The organism is Pseudomonas sp. GW101-3H06 (assembly GCF_059424605.1).
Map to the genome: position 1 here is coordinate 5,929,907 of NZ_JBWKZO010000001.1, position 14,951 is coordinate 5,944,857.

Here is a 14,951-nt window from a genome sequence, read left to right on the forward strand (position 1 = left end):
CCTAAACACTAAAGTCGGCTCGTCTGCGCTACCATGCCTGGCCGGACGCAGCAGCCTGCTGCGCGCAGGAGTCAGCATGGCCCACCCGTTTGAAACCCTCACCCCAGATCTCGTTCTCGATGCCGTAGAAAGCATCGGTTTCTTGAGCGATGCGCGCATTCTGGCGCTCAACAGCTACGAAAACCGTGTCTATCAGGTCGGCATCGAAGACTCCGAGCCGCTGATCGCCAAGTTTTACCGCCCGCAGCGCTGGACCAACGAAGCGATTCTGGAAGAACACCAGTTCACCTTCGAACTCACCGAAGTCGAGGTGCCGGTGGTTGCGCCGTTGATCCACAAGGGTGAAACCCTGCACGAACACAACGGCTTCCGTTTCACCCTGTTCCCCCGCCGTGGCGGCCGCGCGCCAGAGCCCGGCAACCTCGATCAGCTGTATCGGTTGGGGCAACTGCTCGGTCGTCTGCACGCGGTCGGTGCGACCAAACCGTTCGAGCACCGCGAAGCACTGGCAGTCAAAAACTTCGGTCATGACTCGCTGACGACCTTGCTCGAAGGTAATTTCATACCGCGCAGTTTGCTGCCGGCCTACGAGTCCGTAGCCCGCGACCTGCTCAAGCGTGTGGAAGATGCCTACAGCAACACGCCGCACCAAAACATCCGCATGCACGGCGATTGCCACCCCGGCAACATGATGTGCCGCGACGAGATGTTCCACATCGTCGACCTCGACGACTGCCGCATGGGTCCGGCCGTACAGGACATCTGGATGATGCTGGCCGGCAACCGTCAGGAATGCATGGGACAATTGTCGGAATTGATGGATGGCTACAACGAGTTCCACGACTTCGACCCCCGGGAACTGGCGCTGATCGAACCGTTGCGCGCCCTGCGCCTGATGCACTACAGCGCGTGGCTGGCCCGGCGCTGGGATGACCCGGCCTTCCCACGCAGCTTTCCGTGGTTCGGCACCGAGCGGTATTGGGGTGATCAGGTGTTGGCGTTGCGTGAGCAATTGGCGGCACTCAACGAAGAACCACTCAAACTTTTCTGATTCACCCAGATTCAATGTGGGAGCGAGCCTGCTCGCGAATACGCTGGCACATCCAGCACATCTGTGGCTGGCACACCGCTTTCGCGAGCAGGCTCGCTCCCACAGGTTGTCAGTGCGCACCATTCCAGCAGGACATTAGCAACCAAACCTCCTTACAATCCCTTCTTTGTTAGCTGCCTAAGCAAGGATTCTGCATGCAAGCTGCCAACCCGCGTCGCGGGTACATTCTGGGTCTGAGTGCCTACATCATCTGGGGGCTTTTCCCGCTCTATTTCAAAGCCATCGCCAGCGTGCCCGCCGTGGAGATCATCATTCACCGTGTGCTGTGGTCGGCACTGTTTGGCGCCTTGTTGCTGCTGGTCTGGAAGCACCCGGGCTGGTGGCGCGAATTGCGGGAAAACCCACGACGGCTGGCGATCCTGGCCCTCAGCGGCACGCTGATTGCGGCTAACTGGCTCACTTATGTGTGGTCGGTGAACAACGGGCGCATGCTCGAAGCCAGTCTCGGCTACTACATCAATCCGCTGGTGAACGTGCTGCTGGGCATGCTGATCCTCGGCGAACGGCTGCGACGCATGCAGTGGATTGCCGTGGGCCTGGCGACCATCGGTGTGGCACAACAGGTGTGGCAGGTCGGCAGCCTGCCGTGGGTATCACTGGTGCTGGCCCTGACCTTCGGTTTCTATGGACTGATCCGCAAGCAAGCGCCGGTCAAGGCACTGCCAGGACTGGTGGTGGAAACCTGGATGCTGGTACCGATTGCCGTCGCCTGGTTGCTATTCAACCCGGCCGCCAGCAGCGCCCAGGCCGAATTCTGGACCACGTCCGAAGCCTGGTGGCTGGTGGCGGCCGGGCCGGTGACGCTGGTGCCGCTGGTGTGTTTCAACGCTGCTGCCCGGCATTTGCCCTACACAACCCTCGGCTTTCTCCAGTATCTGGCACCGACCCTGGTATTGCTGCAAGCCGTGTTGCTGTTTGGCGAGCACTTGTCGTCGAGCACGCTGCTGGCGTTCATCTTTATCTGGGCCGGTCTGGCGGTTTACAGCGTTGATGCGTGGATAAGTCTGCGCCGCCGAAACTGATCAAAAAACGCACAACCTCTTGCAGGCCACGTTTGACGTGGCCTGCAAGGTTCCTTCCCAAGGTTATCCACAGCGTGATCCCCGGCGTTTGTGCGCAAGTCACTGAATGCTGGCGATTTTTTGATCAAACCCTGCCAAGCCACGGCGGATGCGGCCTGGCGGGCTGTCTCTACAGGTTATCCACAGGCCGGTGCACGTTTAACTTGGATAACCCATCAGGATTCACTGCGCAGCACCAACTCCACCATCAGATCATCGGCCAGAGTTTCCAGCCGCGATTGCAGCACATCCAGTGACAGCGTCAACGGCACCGCAAGAATCGCTTCGGCGTGAAACAGTGGCTCGCTGCTCATCGGCGCCGGTCGCACCTCAGTCACAAGCCGTTCCAGGTTGACGCCCTGCTCGCTCAGCAATCGCGTGATATCGCGCACGATCCCCGGCCGATCATTGCCCACCAGTTCCATGGCGATGGGTTTCCAGGTGCACGATTGCTCGATGCTGCTTTCGGCGATCAATACCCGGATGCCTTGGGTAGACAAGCCTTTCAAGGCATCCACCAGCGCGTCGTAGGCTTCGGCTGGTACGCCCACCCGAAGAATCCCGGCAAATTGCCCGGCCATGCGCGACATGCGGCTCTCCAGCCAGTTGCCGCCGTGCTCGGCAATGCATTGGGCAATGCGCTCGACCTGCCCAGGCTTGTCCGGAGCGAACACTGTGAGTACGAGGTGGTCCATGGCGCAGCCCTCTGGTCGTGATTTTTGTTATGGAAAATTCAAGTATAGGCAAGGGTTAAACCTGCTCGCGAATGGACACGCTGATAACCTGCCAACTACAAATCGTGTACAACTTTTTATATTTAACTGGAACAATCTCATACTTTTTTGAGAACATCCCGATCCCCAGCGTGACTGCAATGCGTCATGGGGTCGCAGAACGACGTAATTAGTCTAATTTTCACAAGCGCAATTCATCATGTAGTATGCCGCAGCGCGCACTACATAACGTTGGATCGATGTCTGCCTCAGGCGCAGTCGCATCCCTGAAAGCCCCGTCAGCAAGGCCTCAACGCCGTTGATTGGTCCCACCCAGCCGTCAGAAATGGCATGCACTGGTCGCAGGGTTTGTGGTTTAAATGCCAAAGGCTTCATTGTTAAATTGAAGAGCTGAAAAGCGAAATAGCTGAGCAGAGTGAGGCAAGCAATGACTGAACACGTTCAAGTCGGTGGCCTGCAGGTCGCCAAAGTCCTGTTCGACTTCGTGAACAACGAAGCCATTCCCGGAACCGGCCTCACCGCCGATCAGTTCTGGGCCGGTGCCGACAAGGTCATTCATGACCTGGCGCCGAAGAACAAAGCCCTACTCGCCAAACGCGATGATTTCCAGGCTCGTATCGATGGCTGGCACCAGTCTCGTGCCGGTCAGGCCCACGACGCCGTGGCCTATAAAGCCTTCCTGCAAGACATCGGTTATCTGCTGCCAGAAGCGGCCGATTTCCAGGCGACGACGCAAAACGTCGATGAAGAAATCGCCCGCATGGCCGGTCCACAACTGGTGGTGCCGGTGATGAACGCCCGTTTCGCCCTCAATGCTTCGAACGCCCGCTGGGGTTCGCTGTACGATGCGCTCTACGGCACCGACGCCATCAGCGAAGCCGATGGCGCGGAAAAAGGCAAAGGCTACAACAAGGTTCGCGGCGACAAGGTCATCGCCTTCGCGCGCGCTTTCCTCGATGAGGCGGCGCCACTGGCGGCTGGTTCACACGTCGATTCCACCGCCTACAAAATCGTTGACGGCAAACTGGTGGTCGCCCTCAAAGGCGGCAGCAACACCGGCTTGCGCAACGACGCTCAGCTCATTGGCTTCCAGGGCGACGCTTCGGCACCGACCGCGATCCTGCTGAAACACAACGGCCTGCATTTCGAAATCCAGGTCGATGCCAGCACACCGGTCGGCCAGACCGATGCTGCCGGCGTCAAAGACGTCCTGATGGAAGCCGCGCTGACCACCATCATGGACTGCGAAGACTCCGTCGCCGCCGTCGACGCCGATGACAAAGTGGTGATTTACCGCAATTGGCTCGGCCTGATGAAAGGCGATCTGTCGGAAGAAGTCGCCAAGGGCGGCAAGACCTTTACCCGCACCATGAACGCTGACCGCACCTACACTGCGGTCGACGGCAGCCCATTGAGCCTGCACGGTCGCTCGCTGTTGTTCGTGCGCAACGTCGGTCACCTGATGACCATCGACGCGATTCTCGACAAAGACGGCAACGAAGTACCGGAAGGCATTCTCGACGGCTTGGTGACTTGCCTGGCGGCCGTGCATAACCTCAACGGCAATACGTCGCGCAAAAACACCCGCACCGGCTCGGTCTACATCGTGAAGCCGAAAATGCACGGGCCTGAAGAAGCCGCGTTCACCAATGAACTGTTTGGCCGTATCGAAGATGTATTGCGCCTGCCGCGCAACACCCTCAAAGTCGGGATCATGGACGAGGAGCGTCGCACAACGGTCAACCTCAAGGCCTGCATCAAGGCGGCGAGCGAGCGTGTGGTGTTCATCAACACCGGTTTCCTCGACCGCACCGGCGATGAAATCCACACCTCCATGGAAGCCGGCCCGATGGTGCGCAAGGCGGACATGAAGGCGGAAAAATGGATCGGCGCCTACGAGAACTCCAACGTCGATATCGGTTTGAGCACCGGCCTGCAAGGTCGTGCGCAGATCGGCAAGGGCATGTGGGCCATGCCTGATTTGATGGCAGCGATGCTGGAACAGAAAATCGCTCACCCGCTGGCCGGTGCCAATACCGCTTGGGTGCCATCGCCGACCGCCGCCACGCTGCACGCACTGCACTACCACAAGGTCGACGTATTCGCCCGCCAAGCCGAACTGGCCAAACGTGCCCATGCGTCGGTGGACGACATCCTGACCATCCCGCTGGCAGTCAATCCGCAGTGGACCGCCGAACAGATCAAGAATGAACTGGACAACAATGCCCAGGGCATCCTCGGTTATGTGGTGCGCTGGATCGACCAGGGCGTCGGCTGTTCGAAAGTGCCGGACATCAATGACGTCGGCCTGATGGAAGACCGTGCCACGCTGCGTATTTCCAGCCAGCACATCGCCAACTGGCTGCGTCACGGCATCGTCACCGAAGAGCAAGTGATGGAAAGCCTCAAGCGCATGGCGCCGGTGGTTGACCGTCAGAACGCCAACGACCCGCTGTATCGCCCGCTGGCACCGAACTTCGACAGCAACATCGCCTTCCAGGCGGCGGTCGAACTGGTGATCGAAGGCACCAAGCAGCCGAACGGCTACACCGAGCCGGTTCTGCACCGTCGTCGTCGCGAGTTCAAGGCTGCCAATGGCCTGTAACTGAGCGCTGATGCCGGACATGAAAAAGCCCTGATCTTTCGATCAGGGCTTTTTTGTTCACCGCGATTTCGGTGGTGAAGGTATTCCTGTGGCAAGCGAGCTTGCTCGCGCTCGGCTGCGAAGCAGTCGTAAAGTCAGCGAATGGGATTTGACTGGTAAACCGCAAAGGGCCGCTTCGCGCCCCAGCGGGAGCAAGCTCCTTCGCCACAAAAGCCCTCGATCCTACAAATCCATTCCCAACTCATGCTTGACCAACCCCAACAATTTGCCGGAATCGATGGGCTTGAGCAGAAAATCCACCACGCTCAAATGCATCGCAGCGATGGCGTCTTTCACGTCGGCGTCACCCGAGACGATGATGATCGGCATCGCCGCCCGTACCGACTCCCGCACTTGACGGATCAGATCCAGACCATCGATATGCCCCATCCGCAGATCGGTGATCACCAGGCCGATCGAGGGTTTCTCTTCGAGCATCTTGAGCGCGGTTTCACCGCTGGCTGCCGTCATGCAACGAATGCCGTCCAGCGCCAGAATCTCTGACAGCAGCTCTCGGGCGTCCTTGTCGTCATCAACGATCAGCACCCGCTGCGGCGGCAGGTCGGGTTCCAGCATGACGGCACTGAGCGCTTCGCGCTCGGCGTCACTCAAAATATCGTGGTCGGACATGGCGCTCTCTACATGTTCAATTCAATTCCCTGACACAGTGTGTGAGACATCACTAAGCAGAGCTTCAATGTGCACTTCGTCGGATACTTTTCCAATAGCAGAATAGAGCGATTTATCGCGCCGTTGCGTAAGGTTTTTCCGACATTCCATCACACTATTTGCCTACCTAGACTTACGTCCAATGGGCACCCTGACCGCAGGGGTCGACCATGGGTGAGTCATCCGACAACAACAAATCCAAAAAAGACTGCGGTAATGGTTATGAGTAAAGCGGACGCCTTCACACAGGCAGGGAAAACCGCGGTGTTGCAGAACATCCAGGGCACTTTGCAATTCCTTCAGCGCTTCCCGCCCTTCAATCAGATGGAACACGCCCACCTGGCGTACCTGGTCGAGCAATGTCAGCTGCGTTTTTATGGCCCCGGCGAGAGCATCATCAAGCCCGCCGATGGCCCGGTTGAGCACTTTTATGTCGTCAAGCAAGGTCGGGTGGTGGGCGAGCGTCCACATTCGGCCAAAGGCGGTACCGAAACCACCTTCGAAATCACCACCGGCGAATGCTTCCCTCTCGCCGCGCTGCTCGGTGAACGTGCGACCCGCACCGAACACCTGGCCGCCGAAGACACCTTTTGCCTTCAGCTCAATAAGCTGGCGTTCATCAAGCTATTCGCCATTTCCCACACCTTTCGCGACTTTGCCCTACGCGGCGTGAGCAGCCTGCTGGATCAGGTCAACCAGCAAGTCCAGCAAAAAGCCGTGGAAACCCTCGGCACCCAATATTCGCTCAACACTCGCCTGGGGGAGTTGGCCATGCGCCATCCGGTGACGTGCCGACCGGACACGCCGTTACGTGAAGCCGTGACCCTGATGCACGAGCAGCAGGTCGGCAGCATCGTGGTGGTCGATGAACACAAGGCGCCACTGGGGATTTTCACCTTGCGTGATTTACGCCAGGTGGTGGCGAACGGCACCGGTGATTTCACCGAGGCCATCGAGCGGCATATGACCCGGTCGCCGTTTTACCTGACCCCGGATCACAGCGCGTTTGATGCAGCGATTGCCATGACCGAGCGACATATCGCCCACGTCTGCCTGGTCAAGGATCAGCGCTTGTGCGGCGTGGTCTCTGAACGGGATCTGTTTTCCCTGCAACGAGTTGACCTGGTGCACCTGGCCCGCACCATTCGCAATGCCCCCCGCGTGGAAAACCTGGTAGCGCTGCGTGGCGAGATCGGCCAGTTAGTGGAGCGCATGTTGGCCCACGGTGCGTCTTCGACGCAGATCACCCACATCATTACCCTGCTCAACGACCACACCGTGTGCCGGGTGATCGAACTGACCCTGGCCGAAAAAGGCGACCCCGGCGTGCCGTTCAGCTGGCTGTGTTTCGGCAGCGAAGGTCGTCGCGAGCAGACGCTGCACACCGATCAGGACAACGGCATTCTGTTCGAAGCCCGGGACGCGGCCCATGCAGCGGAAATCCGTGGCAAATTGCTGCCCATAGCGCACCAGATCAACCACAGCCTGGCGCTGTGCGGCTTCACACTGTGCAAGGGCAACATCATGGCCGGCAATCCCGAGCTGTGTCTGTCCCGGGTCGAATGGGCACGTCGCTTTGCCGCGTTTATCCGCGAGGCGACGCCGGAAAACTTGCTGGGTTCGAGCATCTATTTCGATTTGCGCGTGGTCTGGGGCAGCGAGCAAGGCTGTGAGCAGTTGCGTCGCGGGATTCTCGATCAGGTCGGCGACAACCGCCTGTTTCAGCGCATGATGGCCGAGAACGCATTGCGCAATCGCCCCCCCGTAGGCCGTTTCCGTGAGTTCGTGCTGGCGCGCAAGAATGGCGAGAAAGCCACCCTGGACCTGAAGATCCAGGGCCTGACGCCCTTTGTCGACGGCGCCCGACTGCTGGCCCTGGCCCATGGCATCGAGACCAACAATACCCTGGAGCGTTTTCGCCAACTGGTGGATAAAGAGGTCATCGAGCCGCTGGATGGCGCGGCGTACGAAGAGGCTTATCACTTCATCCAGCAAACCCGCATGCAGCAACATCAAATACAAACCCGGGAGAATCTGCCGTACTCCAACCGGGTCGATCCCGACAGCCTCAATCATCTGGATCGGCGAATCCTGCGTGAATCCCTGCGCCAGGCGCAACGCCTGCAAAGCAGCCTGGCCCTGCGGTACCAACTATGAGCCTGTTTTCGTGGCTGCGTCCCGCCACCCCGATCTTGTCCGGGGAACTGCAACAGCGCCTGCAACGCTTGCCGGTGGCGACCGCACTGCAAGAATGCAGCCTGCGTGAACAACGCTGGGTTGTGCTCGATCTGGAAACCACCGGACTGAACCTGAACAAGGACCGGGTGCTGTCGATCGGCGCGGTGGTCATCGAAGACGGTGCGATCGATTTCAGTCAGCAGTTCGAACGCACCCTGCAATGCGCCGAGCTCAAACTCAGCCCCAGTGTGCTGATTCACGGCCTTGGCCCCAGTGCGATTGCCGCTGGCAGCGACCCGGCACTGGCGTTGCTCGAATTCATGGAGTTTGTCGGCGACAGCCCGTTGCTGGCCTTTCATGCGCCGTTTGATCAGCACATGCTCGGGCGCGCCCTGAAAGACCACCTGGGCTACAAGTTGCAGCATGCTTTTCTGGATGTGGCTGATATTGCGCCGTTGCTATGCCCGCAGGCCAGCATCCGCGAGGCGGGGCTGGATGAGTGGATCGACTGGTTCAAGCTGGAAGTCTTCGAGCGCCACAACGCCAGCGCCGATGCTCTGGCCACCGCCGAACTGGCGCTGATCCTGTTCAGCCGGGCACGGCAGCAGCAGATCCACAGTCCGTTGAATTTGCAGCAGCGGTTGGCTCAGTGGAAACGGCGGCAGCAGACGCCGTCCTTCTGAATCCTCAGCGCCTTCATTGACATCTTCGCGAGCAGGTTCGCTCCCACAGGATATCCACCGCCCTGTCGGAGCGAGCCTGCTCGCGAAGAACGATTAGGCGGTCCAACTGCCTGCCTCCCCTCAAAGGCCACCCGACCAGCGCCAATTGCGCACCTTCCTTACCTCTGCCACAATCGCGAACAATTCTCGTTAGTTAACACTTCCCAATCGGTGATGCTGCGTGTCGTCAGTCCCAAGCCCTCAAAGTGAGCTCGTCGGTGCGTTGTATCGCGACCACCGTGGTTGGCTATTGGCCTGGCTTCGTCGCAATGTCGCCTGCCCGCAACGGGCCGAAGACCTGAGCCAGGACACCTTTGTGCGGTTGCTGGGTCGTGAAGAACTCAAAGAGCCCCGCGAGCCGCGGGCGTTTCTGGTGGCGATTGCCAAGGGCCTGCTGTTCGACTATTTCCGCCGCGCCGCGCTGGAGCAGGCCTACCTCACCGAACTGATGCTGATTCCCGAAGCCGAGCAGCCATCGGTGGAAGCGCAGCAAATGATCCTCGAAGACCTGAAAAACATCGATCACCTGCTCGGCAAGCTGTCGAGCAAGGCCCGGGCGGCGTTTCTCTACAACCGACTCGACGGCCTGGGCCACGCGCAAATCGCCGAGCGCCTCGGTGTGTCGGTGCCCCGCGTGCGCCAGTACCTGGCCCAAGGCATCCGTCAGTGCTACGTCGCGTTGTACGGGGAGCCAACATGAGCCCGGTCAGTTCCAAACCGGTATCGGCACAGGTCCTGGATGCGGCGATTGCCTGGCAATTGTCGCTGGATTCGGCCAACCCGGTGGAGCGCGAAGAATTTGCCAAATGGCATGCCGCCCACGAGGAGCATGCGCGGGCCTGGCGTCAGTTGGGCATGCTCGATCAACGCTTCAGCGTCGCCAGCGGCCCGGCCCGCACCGCCCTGCTGCAATCGCGCGAAGGCATTCGCCGACGGGTGCGCAGGCTCGGCAGTGGCCTGGCCAGTGTCGTCGCGGTGATCGGCCTGGTGTTGTTTGCCGGTGAGCACTATCTGCCGGTCGACTATTGGCTGGCCGACCAACGCACCGCCACCGGCGAGCAACGTACGATTCGTCTGACCGACGGCACGCTGATCAATCTCAACACCCACAGTGCCGTGGACGTGCGCTTCGATGAACAGCAGCGGCTGATCGTCCTGCAGGAAGGGGAAATCCTTGTCGAGACCGGTCATGGCGACACCCGGCCGTTCATCGTCGAAACCCGTGAAGGCAGCATGCGCGCGCTGGGTACGCGGTTCCTGGTCAAGCGCGAAGAACAAGGCACGCGCCTGAGCGTGTTGCAGTCCGCGGTGGCTGCTCATCCGCAAGCGAGTACTGACGAGCAGATTCTGCGCGAAGGCCAGCAAGTGCTGATCCGCAACGACGGCCTGGGACCGGTTGCCGCGCTCAACCAAGGCGCCGATGCCTGGACCCGCGGCATGTTGGTGGTGGACAACGCACGCCTGGAAGACCTGGTGCATGAACTCGCTCGCTATCGCCAGGGACATTTGGGAGTTGCCCCGGATGTGGCCGACCTGCGGATCACCGGCAGCTTTCCGCTCAAAGACACTGACCTGGCCTTGAGCGCTCTGCTGCCGACCTTGCCGGTGCAGATCGAACAGCGTACGCCGTGGTGGGTGACGGTGGTGGCGAAGACTGAGGTCAAGCCCTGACAGGTGTTGCGCCTGACGGACCGTCTTCGCGAGCAGGCTCGCTCCCACAGAGAACCACCACCCCTGTGGGAGCGAGCCTGCTCGCGAATGGCCCATCGGCTTCATCGCAATTGAAATCTAAATTATTTTCATCCAGCCCTATCACTTTTTGATTTTCGTTCGGCACGTAGGCAATTGAGAAGTATTCACTTTCAGGAGCCGCTGTATGTCCCGTTCGCTAGACACCTTGTTGCGCCCCAGTTTGCTGGCGGTTGCCATTGCCCTTTGCACCCCTTTGGCCAGCAGCCAACTGATCGCCGCTGAACAGGCATCCAGCATTCGCGCCTACAACTTGCCGGCCGCGCCATTGGCCAGCACCCTGAACCAGATCGCCAGCCAGGCCGGTCTGGCACTGTCGTTGAATCCATCGCTGGCCGCGGGCAAGACGTCCGCCCCGGTCAAAGGCCAGTTCGATGCCGCCGGCGCCCTGCAAGAAGCCTTGCGCGGTACCGGCCTGCAGCTGGAGCAGAGCGGCGGCACCTACACCCTGGTAGCTGTACCCGAAGGCGCGATGGCCCTGCCGGCCACCAGCGTGATCGGCGTGGAAAACACCGAAAGCGCCTGGGGCCCGGTAGAAGGGTATGTGGCCAAGCGCACCGCCGCCGGCACCAAGACTGACACTGCACTGGTCGAAGTCCCCCGTTCGATCTCGATTGCCACCCGCGAACAAATGGACGACCGCAACGTACACAGCCTCGACGACGCCGTGCGCTACATGCCCGGCATCACTGCCAGCAGCTATGGCAGCGACACCCGTGCAGACTGGATACGTGTGCGCGGCTTCGAACCGACCCAGTTCCTCGATGGTCTGCCCCTGCCAAAAGGTGTGTACGCCAACCCGAAACAGGAAACCTGGAACCTCGACCGCCTCGCCCTGCTGCGTGGCCCGGCCTCGTCGATCTACGGCCAGACCCCGCCAGGCGGTCTGCTGGACATGGTCAGCCGTCGTCCCGGCGCTGAATCGAGCAATGAAATCCAGCTGCAATACGGCAGCGACAATCATCGCCAGATCAACTTCGCCAGCACCGGCAAGATCGACGATGAAGGTCAATTCCTTTACAGCCTCAGCGGCGTGGTGCGCGACAGCGGCACCCAGATCGACCACGTCGACAACAAGCGCTACAACATTGCGCCGAGCGTGACCTGGAACATCGACGAAGACACCAAATTCACCTTGCTCACGCAATTCACCCGTGACGATACCGGCATCACCAGCCAGTTCCTGCCGATCCAGGGCACCAAGATCAACATGCCGTTCGGCGATGTTTCCCACCACAAGAACCTGGGCGACCCGGACTGGGAATACTACGACCGCACCTACTACGCGCTGGGCTACGCCTTCGAGCATCGCCTCAACGATGTCTGGCAGTTCCGCCAGAACCTGCGCTATACCAAGTCCGACCTGTCCTTCCAGGGCATCACCGTCGGCGCGTACCCGTTCACCCTGGTCGACGATGAAGGCAACGTAGGCCGTTCGACCACCAGCGTCGACGAAGACATCAGCCAGTTCGCCGTGGACAACAACTTCCAGGCCGACTTCGATACGGGCGAAATTCGTCACACCCTGCTGATCGGTCTCGATCATCAGCGCAGCAATACCAACTACACCTCGATTTTCGGCAGTGCTCCGCCCACCAACGTCAACAACCCGATTTATGGTCAACCCATCGTTCGTCCACCGCGCTCGTCGGCGTTCTATGACTACGATCAGAAGACCTACCAGACCGGCCTGTACATTCAGGACCAGATGGCCCTCGACCGTTGGCGCCTGACCCTGGGCGGGCGCGAAGACTGGGTTCACACCGGCACCAAGTTCTTCAACAAGGGCGATGCCACCAACACCGAGCGCGACACCAACTTCAGCGGCAACGCAGCGATCAGCTACGTGTTCGATAACGGCTTCGTCCCGTACCTGTCGTATGCCGAATCGTTCCAGCCGACCAGCAACGCCACGGCCTCGCCGACCGATTCGTTCAAGCCGACCGAAGGCGAGCAATGGGAGCTGGGCATCAAGTACCAGCCACCGGGCAGCAACACGTTGCTGAGCGCCGCAGTGTATGACCTGACCCAGAAAAACGTCTCCGTCACCACCACCAACTCGGATAACGTCTCGATCACCAGCCAGACCGGTGAAGTGAAAGTCAAAGGCCTGGAACTGGAAGCAGTGTCCGACGTGACCGAGAACCTCAAGGTCATCGCCGCTTACACCCTGGCCAAATCGGAAGTGCAAAAAGGCGATTTCAAAGGCAATCGCCTGCAATTGATGCCTAACCAACAGGCTTCGCTGTGGGCCGACTACACCTGGCACAACGGCGTGCTGGACGGTTTTGGCATCGGCGCCGGCGCGCGTTACACCGGCAATACCTACGGCGACCAGGGCAATACCTGGCTGGGCAAGGCTGACGCCTACACCGTGTTCGATGCCGCGGTCCATTACGACCTGGGTCGTCTGGATAACAGCCTCAAAGGTGCCTCACTGGCATTGAACGCGACCAACCTGTTCGACAAGGACTACATCTCCACCTGCGACGGTTTCTATTGCTACTACGGCGACCAACGCAGTGTCGTGGCCAGTGCCACCTACAAGTGGTAACGGCTTGAACTGACACGCCCAGTACCCAGGCCGTCCATCAAGGGCGGCTTTGGTATTTCTGAAGGTCATGAAATGAAAAGTAAAACAATTCGTCGCTGGTCCTTCGTCCACACCTGGACCAGCCTGATCTGCACCGTGTTTTTGCTGTTGCTGGCACTGACCGGCCTGCCGCTGATCTTCCATCACGAGATCGACCACTTGCTGGGCGATGCCGCCGAGTTGAAGCAAATGCCGGCGGACACCCCGCAATTGAATCTGCAGCAGCTTGTGCTGGCCGCTGAAAAGCATCGTCCTGGCGACGTCATGCAGTATTTCGGTTTCGACGAAGACGAGCCCAATGCCGCGATCGCGATCATGGCGCCCACCGCCGGCACCGAACCGAACTCGTCCCACACCTTCATGCTCGACGCCCGAACCGGCGAAGCGCTGGAGATGCCGTCGGCCAATGGCGGCTTCATGATGGTCATGCTGCGCCTGCACGTGGACATGTTCGCAGGGCTGCCGGGCAAGCTGTTGCTGGCGTTCATGGGCCTGCTGTTCGTGATCGCGATCGTGTCCGGCACCGTGCTGTACCTGCCGTTCATGCGCCGCCTGAAATTCGCCACTGTGCGCCAGGACAAATCCACCCGCCTGCGCTGGCTCGACCTGCACAACCTGATCGGCGTGGTGACCTTGACCTGGGCTTTGGTGGTCGGCGTGACCGGCGTCATCAGTGCCTGCGCCGACCTGCTCATCGCCGCGTGGCGCAATGACAGCCTCAGTGCCATGGTCGCACCGTATCGCGATGCGCCGCCGCTGACGCAACTGGCGCCCGCCACGCGTTTGCTCGACATCGCCAGGGAGGTTGCGCCGGGCATGCAGCCCGACTTCATCGCGTTTCCCGGCACGCGTTTTTCCAGCGAGCACCATTACGCGGTGTTCATGAAAGGCAGCACGCACCTGACCTCGCACTTGCTGACGCCCGTGTTGATCGACGCCAGCACCCTGCAAGTCACCGCCGTGGCGGAGCGCCCGTGGTACATGGACGCCATGGGCATGTCGCAGCCACTGCATTTCGGTGACTACGGCGGCATGCCGATGCAAATCCTCTGGGCGACCCTGGATGTGCTGACGATCATTGTGCTCGGCAGCGGCGTTTACCTGTGGGTGGTACGGCGCAAGGCGGCGAAAGCCGTGCTGGAAAAAGCGGAGAGCGTGGCATGAAACCCCGGCAGTCAAACTTCTGGAAGGTCTTCGGCACGCCCACCGTCATCGCTCTGTTCAGCGCAGCGGGGTTGTTCGCCGCCTTGCTCGGCGACGGTGTGTGGGATGCCTTGAGTTGGCTCGGGTTGGGCATACCCGCCGTCCTCGCCTTGCGCGGCCTCCTGCAACGCCACTGAACACAGATAACCCTGTGGGAGCGAGCCTGCTCGCGAATGCGCTTTGTCATCCAGCATTGATGGAGACTGACACGCCCTTTTCGCGAGCAGGCTCGCTCCCACAAGGGATATTGAGCTATCCCCTCAACGCGCTATGCTGCCTCGACTCAC

At 60.1% G+C, this 14,951-nt stretch carries 12 protein-coding genes; 10 read left to right on the plus strand and 2 right to left on the minus strand.

Going from position 1 to position 14,951, the window contains the following annotated elements:
* The first annotated feature begins 76 nt into the window (after positions 1 to 76).
* Positions 77 to 1,051 (plus strand): serine/threonine protein kinase, encoded by a 975-nt coding sequence (locus AC07ZE_RS27355; protein ID WP_207267500.1) that lies wholly within the window; start codon positions 77 to 79, stop codon positions 1,049 to 1,051.
* Between the two features lie 194 nt (positions 1,052 to 1,245).
* The gene (gene rarD / locus AC07ZE_RS27360; RefSeq protein ID WP_137805018.1) at positions 1,246 to 2,133 is read left to right on the plus strand and encodes an EamA family transporter RarD; all 888 of its coding nucleotides are present in this window, start codon (positions 1,246 to 1,248) and stop codon (positions 2,131 to 2,133) included.
* A 215-nt stretch (positions 2,134 to 2,348) separates the two neighbouring features.
* On the opposite strand, the gene AC07ZE_RS27365 is transcribed toward rarD, so the two are convergent.
* Positions 2,349 to 2,867, minus strand: a complete 519-nt coding sequence (locus AC07ZE_RS27365; RefSeq protein WP_207267501.1) for a glycine cleavage system transcriptional repressor — start codon at positions 2,865 to 2,867, stop codon at positions 2,349 to 2,351.
* Positions 2,868 to 3,333: 466 nt separating this feature from the next.
* On the opposite strand from AC07ZE_RS27365, the gene AC07ZE_RS27370 reads away from it, so the two are divergent.
* Positions 3,334 to 5,511: a malate synthase G gene (locus tag AC07ZE_RS27370; RefSeq protein ID WP_207267502.1), complete on the plus strand. Its 2,178-nt coding sequence runs from the start codon at positions 3,334 to 3,336 to the stop codon at positions 5,509 to 5,511.
* Positions 5,512 to 5,733: 222 nt separating this feature from the next.
* Here the strand turns inward: AC07ZE_RS27370 and AC07ZE_RS27375 are convergent, their stop codons facing one another.
* Positions 5,734 to 6,180: a response regulator gene (locus AC07ZE_RS27375; protein WP_095195912.1), complete on the minus strand. Its 447-nt coding sequence runs from the start codon at positions 6,178 to 6,180 to the stop codon at positions 5,734 to 5,736.
* A gap of 255 nt (positions 6,181 to 6,435) precedes the next feature.
* Between AC07ZE_RS27375 and AC07ZE_RS27380 the strand changes: the two genes are divergently transcribed.
* The 7 genes from AC07ZE_RS27380 to AC07ZE_RS27410 all read left to right on the plus strand — a co-directional run bounded on the left by AC07ZE_RS27380 (position 6,436) and on the right by AC07ZE_RS27410 (position 14,801).
* On the plus strand, positions 6,436 to 8,376 hold the full coding sequence (locus AC07ZE_RS27380) for a putative nucleotidyltransferase substrate binding domain-containing protein (RefSeq protein ID WP_207267503.1): 1,941 nt from the start codon (positions 6,436 to 6,438) through the stop codon (positions 8,374 to 8,376).
* Complete coding sequence (locus AC07ZE_RS27385) at positions 8,373 to 9,080, plus strand: 3'-5' exonuclease (RefSeq protein WP_207267504.1); 708 nt, start codon at positions 8,373 to 8,375, stop codon at positions 9,078 to 9,080. Before AC07ZE_RS27380 ends, AC07ZE_RS27385 begins: the two co-directional genes overlap by 4 nt.
* A 220-nt stretch (positions 9,081 to 9,300) precedes the next feature.
* Positions 9,301 to 9,819: an RNA polymerase sigma factor gene (locus tag AC07ZE_RS27390; protein ID WP_207267505.1), complete on the plus strand. Its 519-nt coding sequence runs from the start codon at positions 9,301 to 9,303 to the stop codon at positions 9,817 to 9,819.
* Positions 9,816 to 10,790 carry a FecR domain-containing protein gene (locus AC07ZE_RS27395; RefSeq protein WP_207267506.1) on the plus strand — a complete coding sequence of 325 codons (975 nt, stop codon included), beginning with the start codon at positions 9,816 to 9,818 and terminating at the stop codon, positions 10,788 to 10,790. Before AC07ZE_RS27390 ends, AC07ZE_RS27395 begins: the two co-directional genes overlap by 4 nt.
* Positions 10,791 to 10,995: 205 nt before the next feature.
* Complete coding sequence (locus tag AC07ZE_RS27400) at positions 10,996 to 13,422, plus strand: TonB-dependent siderophore receptor (protein ID WP_207267507.1); 2,427 nt, start codon at positions 10,996 to 10,998, stop codon at positions 13,420 to 13,422.
* 72 nt (positions 13,423 to 13,494) lie between these two features.
* Complete coding sequence (locus AC07ZE_RS27405) at positions 13,495 to 14,625, plus strand: PepSY-associated TM helix domain-containing protein (protein WP_207267508.1); 1,131 nt, start codon at positions 13,495 to 13,497, stop codon at positions 14,623 to 14,625.
* On the plus strand, positions 14,622 to 14,801 hold the full coding sequence (locus AC07ZE_RS27410) for a hypothetical protein (RefSeq protein ID WP_207267509.1): 180 nt from the start codon (positions 14,622 to 14,624) through the stop codon (positions 14,799 to 14,801). Before AC07ZE_RS27405 ends, AC07ZE_RS27410 begins: the two co-directional genes overlap by 4 nt.
* Positions 14,802 to 14,951: the final 150 nt, after the last annotated feature.